Origin of the sequence: Paenibacillus melissococcoides (genome assembly GCA_944800085.1) — a bacterium.
Taxonomy (GTDB): domain Bacteria; phylum Bacillota; class Bacilli; order Paenibacillales; family Paenibacillaceae; genus Paenibacillus_B; species Paenibacillus_B melissococcoides.
Map to the genome: position 1 here is coordinate 85405 of CALYLO010000013.1, position 22452 is coordinate 107856.

Below are 22452 nucleotides of genomic sequence, written 5' to 3' on the forward strand. Positions count from 1 at the left end.
CTCGCAGCTGTGGACGGCAGCTGCCGCCGCTTGCCGCAGGCACGGGGGGCCGGTCTGCAACGCAAGCAAGGTGGAGGGGGTATCAGGGTGAGCAAATTATGGGGCGGCCGGTTCAAGAAACAGACGAACGAGTTGGTGGAACAATATACGGCCTCGATCTCATTTGACAAATTGATGGCAGAAGAAGACATTCAGGGCAGTCTCGCGCATGTCACCATGCTGGGCCGCTGCGGAATTTTGCCGCAGGACGATGTCGAGACCATCAAGGACGGATTGAATCAAGTTTTGAACCGGATTCGGAACGGCGAGATGGAATATTCCGTGTCCGATGAAGATATCCATATGAATATCGAAAAAGCGCTGATGGGGATCGTCGGCCCGGTCGGCGGAAAGCTGCATACGGGACGGAGCCGCAACGATCAGGTGGCGACCGATATGCATTTGTACTTGCGCAAGCATGTCGTCTCCTTCGTCGGCTTGCTGGCGGACCTGCAGAATGCGCTTATCAAGCAGGCCAAGGAAAATATCGACACGATCGTGCCGGGCTACACGCACTTGCAGCGGGCGCAGCCGATCCTGTTCGCCCATCATCTGATGGCGTACGTATCCATGTTCGAGCGCGATATCGAGCGGCTTATCGACAGCTACAAGCGGATCAATGTGCTGCCGCTCGGCGCCGGCGCTTTGGCGGGAACGACCTTCGCCATCGATCGGCATCTGGTTGCCGAGCAGCTCGGCTTCGACCGCGTGTACGAGAACAGCCTTGATGCGGTGAGCGACCGCGACTTTATCGTCGAGTTCCTCTCGAACGCGTCGCTCATCATGATGCACCTGTCCCGCCTGTGCGAGGAGATGGTGCTCTGGTCAAGCACCGAGTTCCAGTTCATCGAGCTGGATGACGCATTCTGCACGGGCTCCAGCATTATGCCGCAGAAGAAAAATCCGGATGTGGCCGAGCTGGTGCGGGGCAAGACCGGACGCGTGTACGGGCATCTCGTCGGGATGCTGACCGTACTCAAAGCGCTGCCGCTCGCGTACAACAAAGACATGCAGGAAGACAAGGAAGGCATGTTCGATACGGTCGATACGCTCGATGGAGCGCTGCGTCTGTTCGCGCCGATGATCAGCACGATGAAGGTCAACCGCAACCGGATGGCCGATGCGGTCCGCCAGGACTTTTCCAACGCGACCGACATCGCCGACTTCCTCGTGAACAAAGGCTTGCCGTTCCGGCAGGCGCATGAAGTCATCGGCAAGACCGTGCTCTACTGCATCGAGCGGAACAAGTTCTTGCTCGATCTGACGCTGGAAGAATTCCAGCAATTCTCCCCGCTGTTCGACGAGCGCATCTATACGGTGCTGCAGCCGGAGAACGTGGTCAACGCCCGCAACGTTTCCGGCGGTACCGCGACCGGCCAGGTCCAGGCGGCGATCGCCCGCGCCGAGCAAGCAGCGGCGAAGACGGCGGCTTGGGTGCAGGAAAAGCAGCCGAAGGCGTAACGTTATAAAAATGAGCCTTGCCCGTTAGATCGCTGGCATGCGTTAATAGCGTCCCGTGAGGCGCTGACGCATGCCATGCTTCTTCTTATAGCCAGTCTCCCCAAGACTCAGAAACGAGCAGGAATAGATATTGTAGCTCCTTAGCTTCATCCCCCCTCTAGCTGTGTGCACTCACGCCTTTACAAGCATTCTCCCCAAAGCTCAGAGTGGCATATGCGGCATACCTTACGAACAATCTCCCCAACGTTCAGGAATGAATTCTATTATATGTAGGTTCATTATTTGCACTATCCCCTGAGGTCAGAATGATATATGGTTTGCTCCTTATAAGCAATATCCCCATAATTCAGGATTCAGCTTATACACGCAATTACTTCCTTTTTCTTGCGATGATCCCCGACGTTAACAGGCCAAGTCGGACTCTAGCGTTATATTTACAGTAATGGCGGTTGCATAGCATGGCAATTCTGACTGGATGGGATACTGACCAAAGAGGGGTACCTGGCCGGATGGGATATTGGCAAAAAGAGCCTTCGAAGGGTACCTGACCGGATGGGATACTGGCCAAAAGAGCCTCCGCGACAATACCCCTGCTAACCGAAAAATGGCATCAATTGGCGGCACTTGAATGTAAATGTTAACAAGACCTTCATTTGTCACCATATGTTACTTGTTGTATAATAAGAGGAAGGCGCTTTCATTGGCTGATACAACTTTATACAGGAGGGATGTCCATGCCTATGCCGAAGTACGTTACCGACATCGAGAAGATCACGCAGATACCCGAGACGGAGAGGAAACGGCTGAAGCAGATCACGGAAAAGTTCGTATTTCGTGTAAATGACTATTATTTGAACCTCATTGATTGGAACGACCCCTATGACCCTATTCGGAAGCTAGTGATTCCGAACACGGGTGAACTGCAGGAGTACGGCCGTTGGGATGCCTCGGATGAGGACACCAACTATGTCGTCCCCGGCTGCCAGCACAAGTATGGCACCACCGCCTTGTTAATTGTGTCGGAGGTATGCGGCGCCTATTGCCGATACTGCTTCCGCAAGCGTCTCTTCCGCAACGATGTCAAAGAGGCGATGTCCGATGTCAATCCCGGCTTGGCCTATATCGCCGACCACCCCGAAATCAACAATGTCCTGTTAACCGGCGGGGATAGCCTCATCCTCGCGACACCGAAGCTAAGAATGATTCTGGAACGTCTTCGCGCCATCCCGCATGTGCAAATCATTCGCCTGGGATCCAAAATGCCCGTATTCAATCCGATGCGAATCTATGAAGACGAAGCGCTGCTGGAGACGATCCGTGAGTTCTCGTCGGCTGACAAGCGCATCTATGTGATGGCTCATATTAACCACCCGCGCGAGATCACGGCCGAAGCGAAGCGAGGCTTTGAAGCGCTCCATCAGGCCGGTGCCATTGTCGTCAATCAGACGCCTGTTCTCCGCGGCATCAATGATAATGCCGATGCGCTCGGCGAGCTGCTCGACAAGCTGTCCTGGGCAGGCGTGACGCCTTATTATTTCTTCATCAACCGCCCGGTAGCCGGGAATCGCGAATTCGTGCTTCCGTTGAAGGATGTGTACCGTCTGGTGGAGGAAGCGAAGGCGAAGACATCCGGCTTAGGGAAGCGGGTCCGCCTCTCGATGAGCCACACGTCAGGGAAGATTGAGATTCTGGCGATTGAAAATGGCAAAGCGTATCTCAAATATCATCAATCCCGCGACAACCAATACGGGCGCTTCATGGTGCTGGATTGTCCGGACGACGCGGCCTGGTTCGATGATTTGCCGGGGAACGAGCAGTTCTGGACGCCGCCGGTGAAGAAGACCGAGGACGTCGTGTCCGTCAATGCGCTGCCGGATATGCCGCAGCGCCGAACGAAGAGGGATGCGTAATGCAAAGTTCCGCCCTGTCGCTTGTCCGCTCTGTTTTTCCGTGGACCGATTCCGGCTCCGGTTCCGGTGAACAGCCTGGCCTGTCCATCTGCGGAACGGCCAACATGCGAGGACGACCGACTAAGAGGGTATGGCGGCGAAGGCAAGTTCTCGCCTTGCATCCGGATCCAACTTCATTCTTATGAAGAGGCGCGCTCACCGCATGGCGGTCGGGCGACCCATAAGAGCATCATCTCGAACAGGGAACAGCCTTGGCCCGATATGGCCAAGGCTGTTCGCATGCTTTCCATCGGCCGCAAGGCATCCCAGCGGCGTTCCCCGCGGTAACAGGCTCCGATTATGTATTCGGCTTGAAATCAGGCCCATTGATTCCATCCTCCACAATCGGTTCCTTCTCGGTCTTCGGCTTGGCCGGCACGGTTCCGCTGCCGTTGTTCACGGCGATCAGCGATGGTTGAGGCTGGTAGGTGTCCATGGCGATGCGCTCGCGCTCTACCTCTTTCCCGTTCACCATTTTGATGCGGTACGATTCGACGACATAGCCTTTTTTGCCCTGCTGCAGCACCTGCTGCGTGCCGGCAGTCAGATGGGGGTTTTTGACGTATTTCACTTGCGGATCCAGCACCTTGACGGTTTTCGTCTCCATTTTGTAGGAGAGGTTCTTATCCATCGTGCCGAAAAATTTGATCGTTAAGCGTCCGTTTTCGGTCTCGGTCCGGATAAGGAGGTGCTTGCCGGTAGAGTTTTTGAACTTGAAATTGATATAGCCCTGGGAAAAGGTCGCGTCCAGCCCCAGAGGCAGGTAGGAGACCGGGAGGGAATGATTGCGCCGTTCGACGATTTCCAGTCCCGTCCGGAGCACCGCATTGTAGAGCGTGCTCGAGACTTGGCAGATGCCGCCGCCGATGCCGGGCACCAATTTGCCGTTATAAATGACAGGGGCTTCCTTGAAGCCGTACTTTTTCTCTGTCTCCGCGATCACTTTGTCGTAATCAAAAATATCGCCGGGCTTCAATATCATGTCGTCGATCGTTTTGGCGGCGGATACGACATTATGCGTGCGTCCGTCCTCGGATTTGGCGAAGCCGGTCGAAAACTCGATAATTTTCCGCTCGATGCCTTCCGCCTTCAGGGAGGCGACCGTTACCGTAGGATCGGTCAGCACCAGCGGGGCCTCGATCCGGATGGGGCCTCCTTCGTACCAGACTGGAGGAATGGCTGCTCGTATTAACTGTTCCAGCTGCACTCGATCGACGCGGTAGACTTGCCGCTCCGGCGTATAGACGACCTCGTCATCTTTCGTAATTTCCCGCAAGGCATTGACCGGCTTCCCGAAGCTTGCCGTCTCCCAGCCTGGCGTAAACCGTTTCTTCCACACATCCTGATTCCAATGAAACTGCAGATCCCAATCCGTATTGAAGCTTCTTCTTGCCGTTATCCGTTCCCAGAGAGAACCTTCCTGTAAAGGCTTCAGCGCGGCCAAGAACGGCTTCGCATCATAGGTTACCCCGAGCTCGGACAAGGTCGTCTTGACCGGAGTCACCCCGCTGGAACCGAAGGTGACCTCCACCGGCGTCGCTTCCAATTGCCGCAGCCGCTGATCCAGTTCCTCGCGAAAGGCAGCAAAGGACATCCCGCCCACTTCCCAGAAAGAGAGCCGGACCGCCGGCGGAATGCGGTCTTGCGAAGCATAGCTGTTCGCCAAGCCCCACAGGGCGGTAACGGCGAGCAGCAGCGAAGCAGCGGCGATGAATAGGGCATGTATTTTTTTCAAACCGATTGCCTCCTGCGTGAAGAAAGTAAAAGATCAGTCTTTCTCACTATATGCGCGCGCAGAGGCAAACTTTACTTGGAAAGCGTGGGGGCGATTGCTGCGTGCTCAGCTATGCTTTTTGAGAAATTCAAATGTTCTCCCTAATGTTTTTTCGGCATGGGCAGAAGCAAAGTCAAATTGATACTCGTGGCCCAACTCGGGATTGGTGCCATCAAACAGTACCGTGTCTGCTTCGACACCGTTCCGAGTGAGAACGGCGATGAGATCCGCGGAATGCGGCGCCAGCGGATCGGCATCTCCCACGGTCAGAAAGACAGGCGGGTAATCCGGCGTGACATGGTTCACCGTGGACATCTCATCCAGCCGGGAGAACGTGGCAAGCTGTTTGACTCCCGTATAGGACCAAAATACCGACTTCACTCCAAGCCGCAGGATAAAAGAGGATTGGGGGTGAGACATCCTTTCCATATTATAAAGACCACAGTACAAGAGGGCCCCTTTAAGTTGTTTTTTATCGATAGAAGGCTCAATTCCCATCGTCTTCGCCAGGTTTTCATTCGTGATGACAGCCGCGGTCTGACTGGCGATCTGAGCTCCCGCCGAATCACCGCCAATGAATAGCCGGTTCATATCGCCGCCGTATTCCGCTATATGGGACTGCAAGTATTTCAGCGCTTGGTTGGCTTGAATGACAGGACCGGGATATTTGTGCCCCGGAGCAAGGGCGTAGTTGATATTGGCTACGACATACCCCTCAGTGGCGAGCGCCATGCCATATTCTTGCGTTTGTTCTTTATTGCCGGATACGAACCCCCCTCCGTGTATCCACACAATGACGGGGAGCTCCTTGCCGGCATGTCTCGGATAGTAGATATCGAGGAGGCTGTTCTCCATTCCGTGCTCATCGTAAACAACGTCTTTTACGACATGGACTTGCTTTTTGATTGTCTCGATATTGGCGGGCGACCCAAAAGGCTTCCATTCGAAGAGCCGCTTAATGATCAGGACGTTAAGAGAAGGCGTGAACTGACCGATGATAGATATGAGCAATCCAGGAATAACAAAGATAGGAAGAATTGCAATAAGAACGATCCATCGTACTATTAAACGCCCCGTTTTCTTTGTTTTCATTCGAATCAACCCATCCTTTCTCGTTGTTGCTGCTTGCTGTGGTAGTTGATCCCGCTAATGCAAGTATGGAGATTGTAACATAACGACATGGCCGGGAAAATGGCCTTTCTCCTTGCCGGGTTGACCAGTGGTTCAAATCGACATTTTCCGTTTGATGTAGATTGTCGAACCTCGTACAGACCGGAAAAAGATGTTGAAATTCGCTTGTTCTTAGAGGAATTGGCGTGCGGGTGTCGAATATGTAGAGGCTAATCTTTTATAACGTAGGGTGTGATCATTTGATAGAAATGCAGGATGTGTGGAAGACGTACCCGGACGGATCGCATGCGTTGCGCGGAGTCTCTGTCCGGATTGACAAGGATGAGTTCGTCTATGTGGTTGGTCCATCCGGAGCGGGGAAATCAACCTTTATGAAGCTGATATACAGAGAGGAAATCCCGACGAAAGGGCAGATTGTCGTCAGCGGATTCAATATCGGGAAGCTGAAGCAGCGCAAGATTCCGTTCGTGCGGCGCAATATTGGCGTCGTGTTCCAGGATTTCCGCCTGCTGCCCAAGCTGACTGCTTATGAAAATGTCGCCTTCGCGATGGAGGTCATCGAAGCGCCGCCGAAGGTGATCAAACGACGTGTGCCGGAGGTGCTCGAGCTGGTTGGGTTGAAGCATAAGGCGTCGAGTCTGCCTGCCCAATTGTCCGGCGGGGAGCAGCAGCGGATCGCGATCGCCCGCGCGATCGTGAACAATCCGTCGGTTATCGTCGCGGACGAGCCGACGGGCAACCTTGACCCCGAGAATTCCTGGGGCATCATGAAGCTGCTGGAGGAAATTAATTACCGCGGAACGACGATTGTCATGGCGACGCACAACAAGGACATCGTTAACGCCATGCGTCAGCGGGTTATCGCGATTGAGCACGGTCATATCGTGCGGGATGAGGTTCGGGGGGAATACGGATATGACTTTTAATACGTTGGCCCGCCATCTGAGAGAAGGCAGCAAGAGCTTGTTCCGCAACGGATGGATGTCCTTCGCCTCCGTAAGTTCGATCGTGATCTCTCTGTTCATTCTCGGTGTATTCATGGTATTGTCCATTAACGTCAATGCCATTACGAACAATATCGACAATCAAGTCCAGATTCGGGTCTTCCTTCAATTGGATGTGACCCCGGAGCAGACGAAGCTGCTGGAGACCGATATCGGCAATATGTCCGAGGTCAGCAAGGTCGTCTTCATCTCGAAGCAGGAAGGAATGAAGCTGCTGGAGCAGCAAATGGGCGAGGACGGCAAGGAACTGCTTGCCGGTTATAGCGACGAGACCAATCCGCTGCCGGATTCGTTCACGGTCGATGTGTACGAGCCGGATGATGTGCCGCTGGTGGCCAACAAAATCTCGATGCTGAACGAGACGAACAGCGCCAAGCCGATCTGGAAGGTGCAGTACGGCAAGGGCACCGTCGAGACCTTGTTCAAAGTCACCTCGACCATCCGCAACTTCGGGCTGATCATCGTGGCCGGGCTGGCCGTGACGGCCATGTTCCTCATTTCCAACACGATTAAGGTGACGATTATGGCGCGCCAGCGCGAGATCGGCATTATGAAGCTGGTCGGCGCGACGAACTCCTTTATACGCGGGCCGTTCTTCGTGGAAGGGGCTCTGATCGGCATCATTGGGTCGGTGGTGACCATCGCGCTGCTGTTCTACGGATATCAGCAGTTGAGCACGCATTTTGAATTCGGTCTGATGATTATTAAGCTGGTTCCCCTAGCGGATATTTGGCTGCTTGTGGGCGGGACGCTGCTCGGCCTCGGCATCGTCATCGGCGTATGGGGAAGCACGATTTCGATACGGAAGTTCTTAAAGGTATAATCACTTTTTTCAAAAAATAGAACACTCGACGCAGATGAACCAGATGACAGGTAAGGAGGAACCGTGTTGACTAAGCAAGGATGGAAGAAGAAATGGATTGCCCTGATAGCAGGGGGCGCTCTTCTATTGACACTCGTGCCGCCGACGGTTGGGGAAGCGTCGGAGCTGGATAAAGTGAACAAGCAGCTTCAAGATCTCCAGCGGCAGATGCAGGAAGCGGAGAAGAAGCAGCAGGAGGCCGATGCGCAGAAAGCGGAGGCCGAGAAGCTGATCAAGAAGACGACCAAGGATCTGAATTACGTCGTCGGCGAGATCGAGAAGAAGACGAAGGAAATGCTCGACGTCACGCTCGAAATCGACAAGACGGAAGCGAATCTGGAGGAGGCGGCCCAGGAGCTGGAGGACATCAAGCACCGCATCGCCGAACGGGAGAAGCTGCTCGATTCGCGCGTGCAGTTAATGTACACGAACGGCGCCGTCTCTTATATCGATGTGTTGTTCAGCGCCACAAGCTTCTCCGACTTCGTTGATCGGCTCGACTCGATGCAGACGATCGCTTCGCGGGACAAGGAAATTTTGACCGAGCATAAGCGGGACAAGGAGCTGGCCGTCGTCAAGAAGAAGGAAATCGAGACGGAACTGAAGCGGGTCAAGCTGCTGTACGCGAAGCTGGATGAAGCGAAGAAGAACTTGCAGCTGAAGGAAAAAGAGAAAAAGGTCATGATCGCCAGCTATGAGAAGCAGGCGGAAGACAACCATGGCGTGAGCGAAGAGCAGGAGCGTCTTCTGATGGAATTCGCCAAGCAGCGGGCGGACCTGATCCGCAAGAAAAATGAGCTGAATGCGCAGCGCCAGCAGCAGAAGACGGGCCAAACCTCGCGGAAAGTATATACGTACTCCGGCGGCAAGCTCGGTGTGCCGCTGCAAGATGATTACTATATTTCTTCGCCGTTCGGTTACCGCACGGATCCGATTACCGGCGCCCGGAGCGCGTTCCACAGCGGCATCGACATGGCGACCCCGGGAGGGACGCCGATCTATGCGGCCGAGGACGGAGCGGTTATCGTAGCCGAATGGTATGGGGGCTACGGCAATTGTGTTATAATTGATCACGGCAACGGGCTCTGGACGCTGTATGGCCATATTCGCCCGGGCGGCATCAAGGTGCAGAAGGGCGATACCGTCAAGCGTGGCGATAAGATCGCGGAAGTCGGCCAGACCGGCCGCGCGACGGGCAACCACCTTCATTTCGAAGTGCGGCTGAACGGCGAACAGGTGGATCCGAAAGAATATCTCAAATAAAATGCACTGCAATGGCATATACTAGTAAAGACCTGAGCATGCGCATATGGACAAGACAAAGGCGGTGATTCAATGTCGTTCAAAGGACGGACGGTCGCCTTGCTTGTAGGGGCGGCAGTGCTGGCGAGCAGCGTGGTGACGCTGGCTGCGGTGGATTTGCCCAGTCTGGCCAGCGGAGGACAAGCAGCGGCCACAGGCAAAGGCCTGTCCCCGCAGGAGATGCAGAAGATTAATTCCGCACTCGGCATTATTGAAAATAAGTATGTAACCCCGGTAGAACGCGAGAAGATTGTGAACGGGGCTGTACATGGAATGATCTCGGCATTGCAGGATCCTTACTCCTCATATATGGAGGCGGAGGAAGCCGAACAATTCAATCACAGCATCGAAGGCGCCTTTACGGGCATCGGCGCGGAAGTGACGATGGAGAACGGCGAGGTCACGGTCGTATCCCCGATCAAGGGCTCGCCTGCCGAGAAGGCGGGCGTGAAGCCGAAGGACGTGCTTCTCTCTGTCAACGGGGAGAGTTTGGCAGGCAAGACGTTGAATGAAGCCGTGGAAAAGATTCGCGGCCCGAAAGGCACCAAGGCGAAAATCATGATCAAGCGCGCAGGGCAATCCCAGCCGATTGAGCTGACGGTCGTCCGCGATGAGGTGGATTTCGAGACGGTCTATCCGAAGATGCTGGATGACAAGATCGGATATATCGAGGTGCGCCAGTTCTCGATGAACACGTTCGACCGCTTCAAGGAAGAACTCGAGAAGCTGGAGAAGCAGGGCATGAAGGGACTTGTCATCGACGTGCGAAGCAACCCGGGCGGGGTGCTCGATATCGTGCAGAAGATGACGGAGCTGTTCGTTCCGAAGGGCAAGACGATCGTGCAGGTGGAGAACCGCAATAAGGAGCGCGACAAGTATAACTCCCAAGGAACCTCAACAGCCCTGAAGCCGTATCCGATCGCGGTGCTGACCAACAAGGGCAGCGCGAGCGCATCCGAGATTATGGCGAGCGCGTTGAAGGAATCGGCCGGAGCGAAGCTGGTCGGCGAGCATACCTTCGGCAAAGGAACGGTCCAGACGAGTTATGATTCCGGTGACGGCGGTCTGATCAAGATTACGATCGCGAAATGGCTCACCCCGGAAGGCAATTGGATTCATGAAAAAGGCATCGAGCCGGACGTTGTCGTTCATCAGCCGGAATATTACAGCGTCGCGCCGCTTCCGCGGGACAAAACGCTGAAGTTCGATATGAACGATGCGGACGTCAAAAATATGCAGCTTATTCTGGATGGCCTCGGTTATAAGCCGGGACGTACGGACGGCTATTTCTCCAAGGAGACCGAAGCCGCGCTGAAGTCGTTCCAGCGCGCCGCCGGATTGAACGCGACCGGCCAGGTGGACGCGAAGACGGCGGAGAAGCTGGAAGCCGACATTTTGAAGGCGATGCGCGATCCGAAGAATGATGCGCAATTGAAAAAAGCGGTAGAAACGGTAAAGCAGGAAATTCGCTAAGCGCCGTCGAATAAAGAAAGGAAGGTCGCAAGCTCGAACTTGCCGGCCTTCCTTTTTTCAGCTACCTATTCGAAAGGGGCGAATGAAGTGGACCTCCTTACGGAAATTGGCGTTCATTTGGCGGAAGCGCTGCTTCAGTGGCTGCTGTCGCCATTTTATTGGATATCCATTCTATTGATTGCACTCATCTATCGCAGGCAGATGCTGCTCGAGCGAAGGCTGTTCGCGGTGAAGATGCACAGCTGGATCGAGCATACGTGGCATGCCTGGCTGGGCGGGCTGCTGGCGGGGCTCGCGGTCTCGGCCGCGGCGATCGGCCTGGGCATCTCCTTGACGGCGGAAGCGATCATCGCCCTCTGGGCGGTCGCGCTGCTGCTCTTGTTATTCCGCGTCCGCTTCTTATGTCTCGCATACTCCGGGGGCGTGCTCGCCCTGGCGCAGTTCGCGCTGAACGCGTTCGCGCCGGCCTGGGCGCCGGAAGGCTTCCTCGCGCCGTTCGTGGCCGCCATCCGGGAGATGGATGCGGCTGGGCTCCTCATCCTGGTGGCGCTGCTGCACGCGGCGGAAGCCTGGCTTATCCGCAAGCAGGCCGCACGCATGGCCGGCCCGTTGTTCATGGAGAGCAAGCGGGGCCGGATTGTCGGCGCCTATCAGATGCAGAGCCTGTGGCCGCTTCCGCTGCTGCTGCTCTTTCCGACCGTGACGACGGGAACGCCGCTCCCATGGACGCCGCTCCTCGGCACGGGGTGGGAGCAAGGCTGGACGCTAATCGCGTTCCCGGTCGTCATCGGCTTCTCCGAGCTGACGTTCACCCGTCTGCCGCAGGAGAAGGCCGCGGTAAGCGCCTCGCGCCTGTTCGCCTATGCGGCGATTCTGCTTGCGCTCGGGCTGGCGGCTTCCTGGTGGCCGCCGCTGGTCCCGCTGGCGGCGATCGCGGCGCTTGGGCTGCATGAAGCGCTCATCTGGTTCAGCCGCCGCGAGGAGAACGAGCGCAGCCCGGTCTTCACGCATGATCCGCTCGGGCTGCGTGTGCTGGCGGTGCTGCCGGGCAGTCCGGCGGAAGCGCTGGGCATTCGGATTGGCGAGGTCATCGCCAAGGCGAACGGCGTCCCGGTGCGCACGAAGGATCAGCTGCATCAGGCGCTGCGCGCCAATGCGGCGTTCTGCAAGCTGGAGGTGTATAACCGGGACGGCGAGGTGCGCTTCCTGCAGCGCGCGCTCTATGCCGGCGAGCATCACCAGCTTGGCGTGCTGCTCGCGCCGGACGATCGCGTCGCCTTCGTCGCCGTGACGCGGCAGCCGTCGCTGTTCGCCCTGCTGACGGCCCCTTGGACGAAGCTGAAGACGATGCTGGGCCGTCCGGAACCGACGGCGTCGGAAGCGAAGCTGCCGGGCTCGGGCGCGGCGGAAGCCCCGGAGACGAAGCCGGCCGATACGTCCGCGACATAAGCGCGGATGCCCGTATATCTTGGTTTCGGAGGAAAAAGGGGGTGTCCCAAAAGTAGTATTTCACTACAGTGAGACAGCCCCCCTGATTCTCAAAGCTCGACTCGCCGAAAACTGCAAAACTGCAGCTTTCCTTTATGACGTGTACTCCGTTACAGGGAATCCTGCAAAACGGCATCAATTTCTGACTATCCAATCGATAAAAGACAAAAATCGATGAACATCATGTAAATTTTGCAGGAATTTCATCAAATCGCGGCTGAAAGAGCAGAAATTGATGCATCCACGCAGCATTTCACTGCTTCATCCATCTTCCACCAGTTTGCGCGCCGCCGTTTTTCCCGCATCCACATTCTCTTTTAACTCGTCATCTCCATCATTTTGCAGTGCCTGTGAGACACCCCCTTTTCATTGCAGACGGCCTCCCGTTCGTGAGGAATGACACGGGGGCAATGAATTCATTTATTCAGGTACCCCAACATATTTTCGCTCATTAAGGATGACTATATTGGTATGCTTATTAATGTCATCCATATTGTAGACAATGCCGTCCGATGGCAATTCATTTCCTGGTTCCGCAAGTTGAAAGTTTCCGTGCTTTGCAGCAATGACCTTGACGTTTCGGAACGTCTTTGCATCTTCAAGTTCTTCCGAAGTCGCATTTCTAACATAGGAGCCGGGTATATGAGTAGATTTTGGCATTGAAGTGGAGCTCTTAAACTGCTTTTTTTGCGTAAGCATTTCCTGAGATAGAATAGGAATTAGTGTTTAATGCCATTAGGTAGTATTCTCCTGCGGGGACATGAGGAATATCAGCGGACTTATATCCGTAAATCTCCCAGTAATATATACCTCTTCTTGCTCATCAGGATATAAAGGATTGTTGGGCTTCGCAATGAAGAAAAATTGTCAGCCCACTGAGCAGTAACAGTTCAGTTCTCTTTGGGCAGGACAAGTTGTTAGAAGAGATTGCTACTTCATTTTTTCTAGTTCACGAAACTTTACAAATGCGGTCTCCCATCATTAGGGTAGGAAAGGGTGTGGATCTGCTATACATCCAGGTAGAGAATCTAATTAACGAAAAACCTTGTTTGTGGATATCTTGTGGGTATACGGGATAAATATGGCGGTTGATGGCCTTTTTCTGTGGATAACTTGTTGGTAAATTAAAAAAGGAGGGGATAACTCCCCTCCAGGATGTGTATAAACCGTGGGTAGTGGGGATAGTCTACTGCACCATGCTGCGGAGGACGATAATCTCCACCCGCCGGTTTTGTTGGCGGTGCGCTTCCGTATCATTATCCACAACCGGCCGCGTCTCGCCATAGCCTGCGATCTGGAACTGATCGGGATCCAGCTTCTTGTCGTCGACGAAGAAGCGGAGGACGGACAGGGCCCGGGCTGCGGACAGCTCCCAATTGTCCTTATAGCGTCCGCCGGAAGCGAACGGCAGATTGTCCGTATGCCCTTCGATGCTGACCATCGTGTCGAGCTGCGGCAGCAAGGTAGCCAGCTTGTCCAAGGTCGGCAAGGCTTTGTCCTTCAGCTCGGCCCGGCTCAAATCGAACAGCAGCCGGTCGCTGAGCCGAATCGAAATTCCCTTAGGGATATCCGTCACTTCAATTTGGCCGCCCAAATCATTCTCGTTGATGTACTGTTGAATGACCCCCATGAAGTTCTTGAGCTGTTCTTCCTGCTTGCGGAACGCCAAGTCCTTGTCGGTCAATACGCCGATAGCGACCGGCTTCTCTTCCTTGACTTCTCCGGACCCTCCGTCCTCGGCGGTCTTCAGCGCCCCTGTCTTGCCGGGCTTCGTATAGGCTCCGTCCAGGATGCCTGCGCCTTGGTCCATCGGAGTGTTGCCGCTCTTGAACGATTGCTGGAGCGTCTCGGACAGCGACTGGTACTTGACGGCGTCTACCTGGCTCATGGCGTACATAATCACGAAGAAAATGAGCAGCAGCGTAATCAAATCGGCATAGGTGATAAGCCAACGTTCATGATTGGCGGCTTCCTGGGCCCGTTGTCTACTTCTGCGTCTCATGGATCATCCCCCGCTTCATCAACGGATCCGCCTTGAGCGACTCGAACGCATCCTCGGCAAGCAGGAAGGAGCTCAGCTTTTTGCGCACGATCTGCGGGTTCTCTCCCGCCTGAACGGCGAGAATGCCGTACTCCATCATCTCCATGATGCGGATTTCGTCCGCGCTCCGCTCTTTAATCTTGCTCGCGATAGGCAGATAGATGACGTTGGCGGTCGCTACGCCGTACAGGGTCGCCGTGAAGGCGACGGCAATGGAAGGTCCGAGCATGGAAGGATCGGACAGGCTGCCCAGGACGTGAATCAGACCCATGACCGTACCGAGAATCCCCATCGTCGGAGCGTAGCCTCCGGCGGCTTCGAATATTTTGGCATAGCCTTCGTGCTTCTCGGCGATCGCGTCCATCTCGAGCTCGAGCATCTGCTTCACCAGCTCCGGTTCCGTGCCGTCGATGACCATCATCATGCCGCTGCGCAAATATTCATTCTCGTGCCGCTGCACCGTGTCTTCCAGAGACAGCATTCCTTCGCGGCGGGCCACCGTGCTCAGCGCGACGATATCGTCGATGAGCTTTTCCGGCTGCGGCGCGCGGTGCGCGAAGGCCATCTTCAGCGCCTGGGGAATGCTGCGGAGCCGCTTGCCCGGGAAGCTGACGACGACAGCGGCGAAGGTGCCGCCGATGACGATAATCGCCGCCGTTTTTTCCCATAAGCCGCCAATATTTCCGCCTTCCCACAAGAAACCGCCGATGAGCGCGGCTAATCCTGCGATAATCCCGATGACTGTCGTTTTATCCATTCTGTAATCCTCTCCCATTTAACATTTCCCATTTGCATCCATACCGTGAAAAGAGTATAATCGAAAGGGAACAAACATTCTTATTTGTGGCTGTATATGACAGCCGATTGACGACGTATCTGAGTTGTGTACTCTTTCACGTATAGAAGTTTGCGGGGGCGAGAAGGCCGATCATGGGGCGGAACCCCGCTTCTTTCCACATGCTTGTCTGATCCTATTATCGGGTCATTCTTGGGTAAAGTTTAGGGAGCGGCAATTTACGCGGATTTTGGCCTGTTATTTGGTTCAGGAGACCTATATAAGGACTGCAATTGGGCCTCAGCGGGAATGAGGGCCGGTCTGAAAGGCTTATCCCGACGCCCAATCGGCAAGCAGCGGAACAGCCGGTCCATGTCAGCAAGCCGGTCTCGTCTTGCTCATGGATTGGGCATATTGATTATTATTTGGAAGAAAGTGCGGTGAAGCTATGGCGGAATGGGAAGTGTTGACGAAGCCGTTTGAGCTGGTATCGGAATTTGCGCCACAGGGAGATCAGCCGGGAGCGATCGACAAGCTAGTCGAAGGCGTGCATGAAGGCAAACGCCATCAGACGCTGCTTGGAGCGACGGGCACAGGGAAGACGTTCACGATTGCCCAGACGATAGCCAGAGTGAACAAGCCGACGCTGGTCATTGCCCACAACAAGACGTTGGCGGCCCAGTTATGCAGCGAGTTCCAGGAATTTTTCCCGAACAACGCCGTATCCTACTTCGTCAGCTATTACGATTACTATCAGCCGGAAGCGTACATTCCGTCTTCCGATACGTATATTGAGAAGGATTCGAGCATCAACGAAGAGATCGACAAGCTGCGCCACTCGGCGACGAGCTCGCTGTTCGAGCGGCGGGACGTCATTATCGTCGCCAGCGTGTCGTGCATCTACGGCTTGGGATCTCCGATGGAGTACGGGAGTCTGGTCTTGTCGCTGCGGACGGGGATGGAGAAGCCGCGCAATGCGATTCTGGCGAAGCTGGTCGATATTCAGTATCAGCGCAATGATCTGAACTTCATCCGCGGCACGTTCCGGGTGCGCGGGGATGTCATTGAGATTTTCCCGGCCTCGAAGAGCGAGCATGCCGTCCGCGTCGAGCTGTTCGGGGACGAGATTGAGCGCATCACCGAGATTGACGTGCTCACGGGCGAGATAATCGGCGAGCGCGATCATATCGCCATTTTCCCGGCGTCCCACTTCGTTACGGCGGAGGAGACGATGAAGATCGCATTGAAAAATATCGAGCGCGAACTGGAGGAGCGGCTGGAGGAGCTGCGGAGCCAGGGCAAGCTGCTGGAAGCGCAGCGGCTGGAGCAGCGCACCCGGTACGATATCGAGATGATGCAGGAGATGGGCTTCTGCTCCGGCATCGAGAACTACTCCGGACCCCTAACGTTCCGCGAGCCCGGGTCGACGCCGTATACGCTGCTCGACTATTTCCCGGATGATTTCCTCGTCGTCGTCGATGAGTCGCACGTGACGCTGCCGCAGATTCGCGGCATGTACAACGGGGACCGGGCGCGGAAGGAAGTGCTCGTGGAGCACGGATTCCGGCTGCCTTCGGCGCTGGACAACCGGCCGCTGCGCTTCGAGGAATTCGAGTCGAAGGTGCCGCAGGCCATCTATGTCTCGGCGACGCCGGGACCTTATGAGCTGGAGCATTGCCCGACGATGATCGAGCAGATTATCCGGCCGACCGGATTGCTTGATCCGGTTGTCGAGGTTCGGCCGACGAAGGGGCAGATTGACGATCTGCTTGAAGAGATCCGCCTGCGCCTGAAGAAGGACGAACGGGTGCTGGTCACAACCTTGACGAAGAAGATGGCCGAGGATCTGACCGATTATTTGAAGGAAATCGGAATCAAAGTCCGCTATCTTCACTCGGACGTCAAGACGCTGGAGCGGATGATGCTGCTTCGCGATCTGCGTCTTGGGGTATATGATGTGCTGATCGGGATTAACCTGCTAAGAGAAGGGCTCGATCTGCCGGAGGTGTCGCTGGTCGCTATACTGGATGCGGATAAGGAAGGCTTCCTGCGCGCCGAGCGTTCGCTCATTCAGACGATCGGGCGGGCGGCCCGGAATGCCGACGGCCACGTCATTATGTACGCGGACAAGATAACCGAATCGATGGATAAGGCGATCAAGGAGACGGAGCGCCGCCGCGCCATTCAGATGGCGTACAACGAGAAGCACGGCATTACGCCGCAGACCATTCGCAAAAAAATCCGCGAAGTCATCGAGGCGACGAAGACGGCGGAATCGAAGGCGGGCTACGATGTCGGCGCATCGGTGGAGAAGCTGTCGAAGAAGGATCGCCAGTCGGTCATTCAGCGGCTGGAGAAGGAAATGAAGGATGCGGCCAAGAACCTGCAGTTCGAGCGTGCGGCCGAGCTGCGCGACGCCTTGATGGAATTGCGGGCGATGGATTAGTAATTAAAGGCTTGAAGTGGTTCGAGTGGACCCGAAGCGGGAGGTTAAAACATTGGCGAGTGAACATATCGTGATCAAAGGGGCGAGGGCCCACAACCTGAAAAATATTGACGTAACGATTCCGCGCGACAAGTTCGTCGTGCTCACCGGATTGAGCGGCTCGGGCAAATCCTCGCTGGCGTTCGATACGATTTATGCCGAAGGCCAGCGCCGCTATGTGGAGTCGCTCTCCGCCTATGCGCGCCAGTTCCTCGGGCAGATGGAGAAGCCGGACGTAGATTCGATTGACGGCCTGTCGCCCGCCATCTCCATCGACCAGAAGACGACGAGCCGCAACCCGCGTTCCACCGTCGGAACGGTAACGGAGATTTACGACTATTTGCGGCTGCTGTACGCGCGGATTGGGCGGCCCCATTGTCCGGTGCACGGCATCGAGATTACGTCGCAGACGGTCGAACAGATGGTGGACCGCATTATGGCATATCCGGATCGGACCCGGCTGCAGATTCTGGCTCCGGTCATCTCCGGGCGCAAGGGCGAGCATAAAGGCGTCTTTGCCGACATCCAGAAGCAGGGCTTCGTGCGGGTACGGGTGCGGGTCGACGGCGAGATCCGCGACGTGTCGGAGACGATCGAGCTGGAGAAGAACCGGAAGCATAATATTGAAGTGGTCGTCGACCGCATTGTCGTGAAGGACGATGTGCAGGCGCGTCTGGCCGATTCGATCGAGACGGCGCTCCATATGTCGGGCGGGCGGATTATCGTCGATATCATCGGCGAAGAAGAGCTGGTCTTCAGCTCGAATCTGGCGTGTCCGGAGTGCGGCTTCAGCATTGACGAGCTGTCGCCGCGGATGTTCTCCTTCAACAGTCCGTTCGGCGCCTGCCCGGATTGCGACGGTCTCGGCGTCAAAATGATCGTCGATCCGGAGCTGCTCGTTCCGGACTCGTCCAAGACGATCGAGGATGGGGCGTTCGAGGCGTGGGCAGGCAGCACGTCGAACTATTACCCGCAGTTCCTGCAAGCGGTATGCGAGCATTACGGCATACCGACGGATGTGCCCGTGTCGCAGCTTGAGCCGGAGCAGATGACGAAGCTGCTGCATGGCACGGGGGGAGAGAAGGTGCGCTTCCGCTATGAGAACGACTTCGGTCACAAGAAGGAGGCGCAGGTGGCGTTCGAAGGGATTATTCATAACCTGGAACGGCGCTACCGCGAGACGGCATCGGAAGGCATCCGCGAGCATATTGAAGGCTTCATGAGCGCCAAGCCATGCGGCACCTGCAAAGGGCATCGCTTGCGCAAGGAAAGTCTCGCCGTTACCATCAATGATCAAAATATGGCGTATGTCACGGCGCTCTCTATCGGGGAGGCGCAGCGTTTCTTCTCGAGTCTCGAGCTGACGGAGAAGGAGCAGATGATCGCCCATCTCATCCTGAAGGAGATCAACGCCCGGCTTGGCTTCCTGGTGAACGTCGGACTGGATTACTTGACGCTGAGCCGCGCGGCGGGAACGCTGTCCGGCGGCGAAGCGCAGCGCATCCGGCTCGCGACCCAGATTGGCTCCAGCCTCATGGGCGTGCTGTATATTTTAGACGAGCCGAGCATCGGGCTGCATCAACGCGACAACGATCGCTTGATTCAGACGCTGGAGCATATGCGGGATCTCGGCAACACGCTTATCGTCGTCGAGCATGACGAAGACACGATGCTAGCGGCGGACCATATCATCGATATCGGTCCGGGCGCGGGAATTCACGGCGGGCAGGTTATCGCCGAAGGGACGCCAGAAGAGATTATGAAGGACAAGCATTCGCTTACGGGTCAATATTTGAGCGGGCGCAAGTTCATCCCCGTTCCGGCGAAGCGCCGCGCCCCGGACGGACGCTGGCTCGAAATCATCGGCGCCAAGGAGAACAATCTGCGCAGCGTGAACGTGAAGTTCCCGCTCGGCGTATTCACGGCGGTGACCGGCGTATCCGGCTCCGGCAAGTCGACGCTGGTGAACGAGATTCTTTATAAGACATTGGCGAGAGATTTGAACCGGGCGAAGGTGCGTCCGGGACAGTACAAGGAGATTCGCGGCCTTGAGCATATCGACAAGGTCGTCGATATCGACCAGTCGCCGATCGGACGGACGCCGCGCTCTAATCCGGCGACGTATACCGGCGTGTTCGACGATATCCGCGATCTGTTCTCGACGACGAATGAAGCGAAGATTCGCGGCTACAAGAAGGGCCGCTTCAGCTTCAACGTCAAGGGCGGCCGTTGCGAGGCCTGCCGGGGCGACGGGATTATCAAGATTGAGATGCACTTCCTGCCGGATGTATACGTTCCTTGCGAAGTGTGCAAGGGCAAACGTTATAATCGGGAGACGCTGGAAGTGAAATATAAAGGCAAGAGCATCGCCGATGTGCTGGAGATGACGATCGAGGATGCGGCGGAGTTCTTCCAGAACGTGCCGCGCATTCACCGCAAAATCCAGACGCTGCTCGATGTCGGGCTCGGCTACATGAAGCTCGGCCAGCCGGCGACAACCCTGTCTGGGGGCGAAGCCCAGCGGGTGAAGCTTGCCGCAGAGCTGCATCGCCGCAGCACGGGCAAGACATTTTACATTCTCGACGAGCCGACGACCGGTCTGCATGTCGCGGATATCGACCGCCTGTTGCAGGTGCTGCATCGCCTCGTTGATTCCGGCGAGACGGTGCTCGTCATTGAGCATAACCTCGACGTGATCAAGACGGCCGACTACCTGGTCGACCTCGGCCCGGAAGGCGGCAGCGGCGGCGGCACGATCGTGGCCACTGGCACGCCGGAACAGGTCGTGAAGGTGGCAGGCTCCTACACGGGCCGCTACTTGAAGCCGATTCTGGAACGGGATCGGGAACGGACCGCGCAGCTGGAGACGGCCTGCAGCGTAGCCCAGGAAGTATAAACGCCAAGGACCGCTCCGGCATACCGCGGCCAACTTGCCAAATATATAGAAGAAGGGGCTGTCCCATAAGTAGTTTTTAGCTACACTGAGACAACCCCACTTGCTTCTTACAAATCGACTTGCCAAAAAAACTGCGAAATTACAGTTTTCCCTTGTGAAGTTTCCTCCGTTAAAGGAATTCCTGCAAAACCCAGAGTGTTGAGAAAGTCTATGTTAATTACCCATTCACCGCGTTAATTTGGTATAATGTTCTTATCATAATCCATGGAAAGCGCGGTGTTTGTATGCTTTACACGAATGATCCCAACCCACAACTGGACTATGAACTGGTTTGTCTTGAGCATATGGTTGCCCCTGATCACTTGCTTCGTCATATCGATAAACATATTGATTTTACCTTTATTTTGGACCTTGTGCGTCCTTACTACAGCGAGTCGAACGGCCGACCATCTGTGGATCCCATTGTGTTCTTTAAAATGCTGCTGATCGGCTACTTGTATAACATTCGCTCAGAGCGAGAACTGGAGCGAGTCGTCAACGATTCCCTGGCTTTTCGGTGGTTCTTACGGCTCGGGCTTTCCGGCAAAGCGCCTGACCATTCGATCTTTAGCTGGAACCGGAAAAATCGGTTTAAGGATACTACCGTCTTCCAAGATATCTTCGATAATATCGTTCAGCAGGCGATTCAGCACAACATGGTGGGAGGGCGGCTGCTCTTTACCGACTCCACGCATATCAAGGCAAATGCCAATAACGGACGGTACGAGAAACGAGAAGTCACTTGTACGCCTTATGAATATCTCCAAGAGCTGGAGCAAGCCGTGAATGAGGATCGGGTCGCTTTTGGAAAAAAGCCACTGCCTCCCAAAGAGGAGGCCGAAACCAAGGAACAAAAAGTTAGCTTAACAGATCCGGATAGCGGAAACCTGAATCGGGATGGAAAACCGGAAGGGTTTCATTATTTAGATCACCGCACCGTAGATCATAAATACAACGTGATTACGGACTGCTACGTTACGCCTGGAAATGTGAATGATTCGGTTGTTTATGTGGATCGTCTACTACATCAAATAGAGAAGTTTGGCTGGGAAAAGTCGCTGGAGGCCGTTGCACTCGACTCTGGTTACATGACGGCCTATGTTTGTTACCGTACGAACAAATTAAACATCACGGCAGTTATTCCAGAGCGTTCGACCCGTGAACACGGTGTATTTCCCAAAGAGAAATTTCATTATGATGCAGAAAAGAATGTTTTTATCTGTCCAAACCAGCAAGAACTCACGTACCGCACCACAACACGAAAAGGATTCAGAGATTATAAATCCGATCCCAAACAATGCGCTGCCTGTCCATTATTGAGCAAGTGTAACGAGAACAAAAATAAACAACGCACCATACAACGGCATATCTGGGAAGAACACAAAGAGAAAGTAGTTCAAAACTTCCAGAGTGAGAGCGGAAAAGCCGTTTATGCCCTACGCGCCCAAACCATTGAGCGAAGTTTCGCGGATGCCAAAGTGCTCCATGGACTTCGCTATTGCCGGTTTCGGGGAAGAGACAAGGTGCAGGAGCAAGTGCTGATGACAGCCACTGCACAGAACATAAAAAAGATAGCCACACATCTCGCCAGAAGGGTGGGGTAAAGCAAAGACCCCATCCCCCCTCCATTCTCTCTCACCAAACACCACTTTTTCCCAGCAAAATGATATTACATTGATATTACTTCGTAAAAAACAGGGGTTTTCCAACAGCCTGAAAACCGCAGGAATTTC

The 22452-nt window shown here is 55.2% G+C and carries 15 protein-coding genes; 10 read left to right on the forward strand and 5 right to left on the reverse strand.

What is annotated here, in order from left to right:
* The first annotated feature begins 87 nt into the window (after positions 1-87).
* Positions 88-1500 (forward strand): argininosuccinate lyase, encoded by a 1413-nt coding sequence (gene argH / locus OCY70_RS30645; protein ID WP_213429939.1) that lies wholly within the window; start codon positions 88-90, stop codon positions 1498-1500.
* Positions 1501-2234: 734 nt separating this feature from the next.
* The gene (locus tag OCY70_RS30650) at positions 2235-3410 is read left to right on the forward strand and encodes a KamA family radical SAM protein (RefSeq protein ID WP_213429940.1); all 1176 of its coding nucleotides are present in this window, start codon (positions 2235-2237) and stop codon (positions 3408-3410) included.
* A 337-nt stretch (positions 3411-3747) separates the two neighbouring features.
* On the opposite strand, the gene OCY70_RS30655 is transcribed toward OCY70_RS30650, so the two are convergent.
* Positions 3748-5184, reverse strand: a complete 1437-nt coding sequence (locus OCY70_RS30655; protein WP_213429941.1) for a VanW family protein — start codon at positions 5182-5184, stop codon at positions 3748-3750.
* A 105-nt stretch (positions 5185-5289) separates the two neighbouring features.
* A complete protein-coding gene (locus OCY70_RS30660) occupies positions 5290-6315 on the reverse strand; it encodes an alpha/beta hydrolase (protein WP_249725449.1) in 1026 nt (341 codons plus the stop codon).
* 278 nt (positions 6316-6593) lie between these two features.
* On the opposite strand from OCY70_RS30660, the gene ftsE reads away from it, so the two are divergent.
* From ftsE to OCY70_RS30685, 5 genes are all read left to right on the forward strand, one after another.
* Positions 6594-7280, forward strand: coding sequence for a cell division ATP-binding protein FtsE (gene ftsE / locus OCY70_RS30665; protein WP_197258514.1), 687 nt, complete (start codon positions 6594-6596; stop codon positions 7278-7280).
* Positions 7270-8181 carry a permease-like cell division protein FtsX gene (ftsX, locus tag OCY70_RS30670; protein ID WP_213429942.1) on the forward strand — a complete coding sequence of 304 codons (912 nt, stop codon included), beginning with the start codon at positions 7270-7272 and terminating at the stop codon, positions 8179-8181. Before ftsE ends, ftsX begins: the two co-directional genes overlap by 11 nt.
* Positions 8182-8244: 63 nt before the next feature.
* The gene (locus tag OCY70_RS30675) at positions 8245-9483 is read left to right on the forward strand and encodes a murein hydrolase activator EnvC family protein (RefSeq protein ID WP_444980926.1); all 1239 of its coding nucleotides are present in this window, start codon (positions 8245-8247) and stop codon (positions 9481-9483) included.
* A 72-nt stretch (positions 9484-9555) separates the two neighbouring features.
* Complete coding sequence (locus OCY70_RS30680; RefSeq protein ID WP_213429944.1) at positions 9556-10995, forward strand: S41 family peptidase; 1440 nt, start codon at positions 9556-9558, stop codon at positions 10993-10995.
* 87 nt (positions 10996-11082) lie between these two features.
* Positions 11083-12444: a PDZ domain-containing protein gene (locus OCY70_RS30685; protein ID WP_213429945.1), complete on the forward strand. Its 1362-nt coding sequence runs from the start codon at positions 11083-11085 to the stop codon at positions 12442-12444.
* Positions 12445-12903: 459 nt separating this feature from the next.
* Here the strand turns inward: OCY70_RS30685 and OCY70_RS30690 are convergent, their stop codons facing one another.
* From OCY70_RS30690 to OCY70_RS30700, 3 genes are all read right to left on the reverse strand, one after another.
* Positions 12904-13143 carry a hypothetical protein gene (locus OCY70_RS30690; RefSeq protein ID WP_213429946.1) on the reverse strand — a complete coding sequence of 80 codons (240 nt, stop codon included), beginning with the start codon at positions 13141-13143 and terminating at the stop codon, positions 12904-12906.
* Between the two features lie 526 nt (positions 13144-13669).
* Positions 13670-14485 (reverse strand): OmpA/MotB family protein, encoded by an 816-nt coding sequence (locus OCY70_RS30695; RefSeq protein WP_213429947.1) that lies wholly within the window; start codon positions 14483-14485, stop codon positions 13670-13672.
* A complete protein-coding gene (locus OCY70_RS30700) occupies positions 14469-15281 on the reverse strand; it encodes a flagellar motor protein (protein WP_213429948.1) in 813 nt (270 codons plus the stop codon). Before OCY70_RS30700 ends, OCY70_RS30695 begins: the two co-directional genes overlap by 17 nt.
* A gap of 466 nt (positions 15282-15747) precedes the next feature.
* On the opposite strand from OCY70_RS30700, the gene uvrB reads away from it, so the two are divergent.
* From uvrB to OCY70_RS30715, 3 genes are all read left to right on the forward strand, one after another.
* Entirely contained in the window at positions 15748-17745 is a 1998-nt protein-coding gene (gene uvrB / locus OCY70_RS30705; protein WP_283776828.1) for an excinuclease ABC subunit UvrB, read from the forward strand.
* Between the two features lie 52 nt (positions 17746-17797).
* Positions 17798-20680: an excinuclease ABC subunit UvrA gene (uvrA, locus tag OCY70_RS30710; protein ID WP_261945304.1), complete on the forward strand. Its 2883-nt coding sequence runs from the start codon at positions 17798-17800 to the stop codon at positions 20678-20680.
* A gap of 284 nt (positions 20681-20964) precedes the next feature.
* Positions 20965-22323 (forward strand): IS1182 family transposase, encoded by a 1359-nt coding sequence (locus OCY70_RS30715; RefSeq protein ID WP_261944512.1) that lies wholly within the window; start codon positions 20965-20967, stop codon positions 22321-22323.
* Positions 22324-22452 lie beyond the last annotated feature (129 nt).

Coding starts and splice junctions, on each gene's coding strand:
- OCY70_RS30650 (WP_213429940.1), top strand. CDS start 2,235: ATGCCTATGCCGAAGTACGTTACCGACATCGAGAAGATCACGCAGATA.
- OCY70_RS30660 (WP_249725449.1), bottom strand. CDS start 6,315: ATGAAAACAAAGAAAACGGGGCGTTTAATAGTACGATGGATCGTTCTT.
- ftsX (WP_213429942.1), top strand. CDS start 7,270: ATGACTTTTAATACGTTGGCCCGCCATCTGAGAGAAGGCAGCAAGAGC.
- OCY70_RS30680 (WP_213429944.1), top strand. CDS start 9,556: ATGTCGTTCAAAGGACGGACGGTCGCCTTGCTTGTAGGGGCGGCAGTG.
- OCY70_RS30690 (WP_213429946.1), bottom strand. CDS start 13,143: ATGCCAAAATCTACTCATATACCCGGCTCCTATGTTAGAAATGCGACT.
- OCY70_RS30695 (WP_213429947.1), bottom strand. CDS start 14,485: ATGAGACGCAGAAGTAGACAACGGGCCCAGGAAGCCGCCAATCATGAA.
- OCY70_RS30700 (WP_213429948.1), bottom strand. CDS start 15,281: ATGGATAAAACGACAGTCATCGGGATTATCGCAGGATTAGCCGCGCTC.
- uvrB (WP_283776828.1), top strand. CDS start 15,748: ATGGCGGAATGGGAAGTGTTGACGAAGCCGTTTGAGCTGGTATCGGAA.
- OCY70_RS30715 (WP_261944512.1), top strand. CDS start 20,965: ATGCTTTACACGAATGATCCCAACCCACAACTGGACTATGAACTGGTT.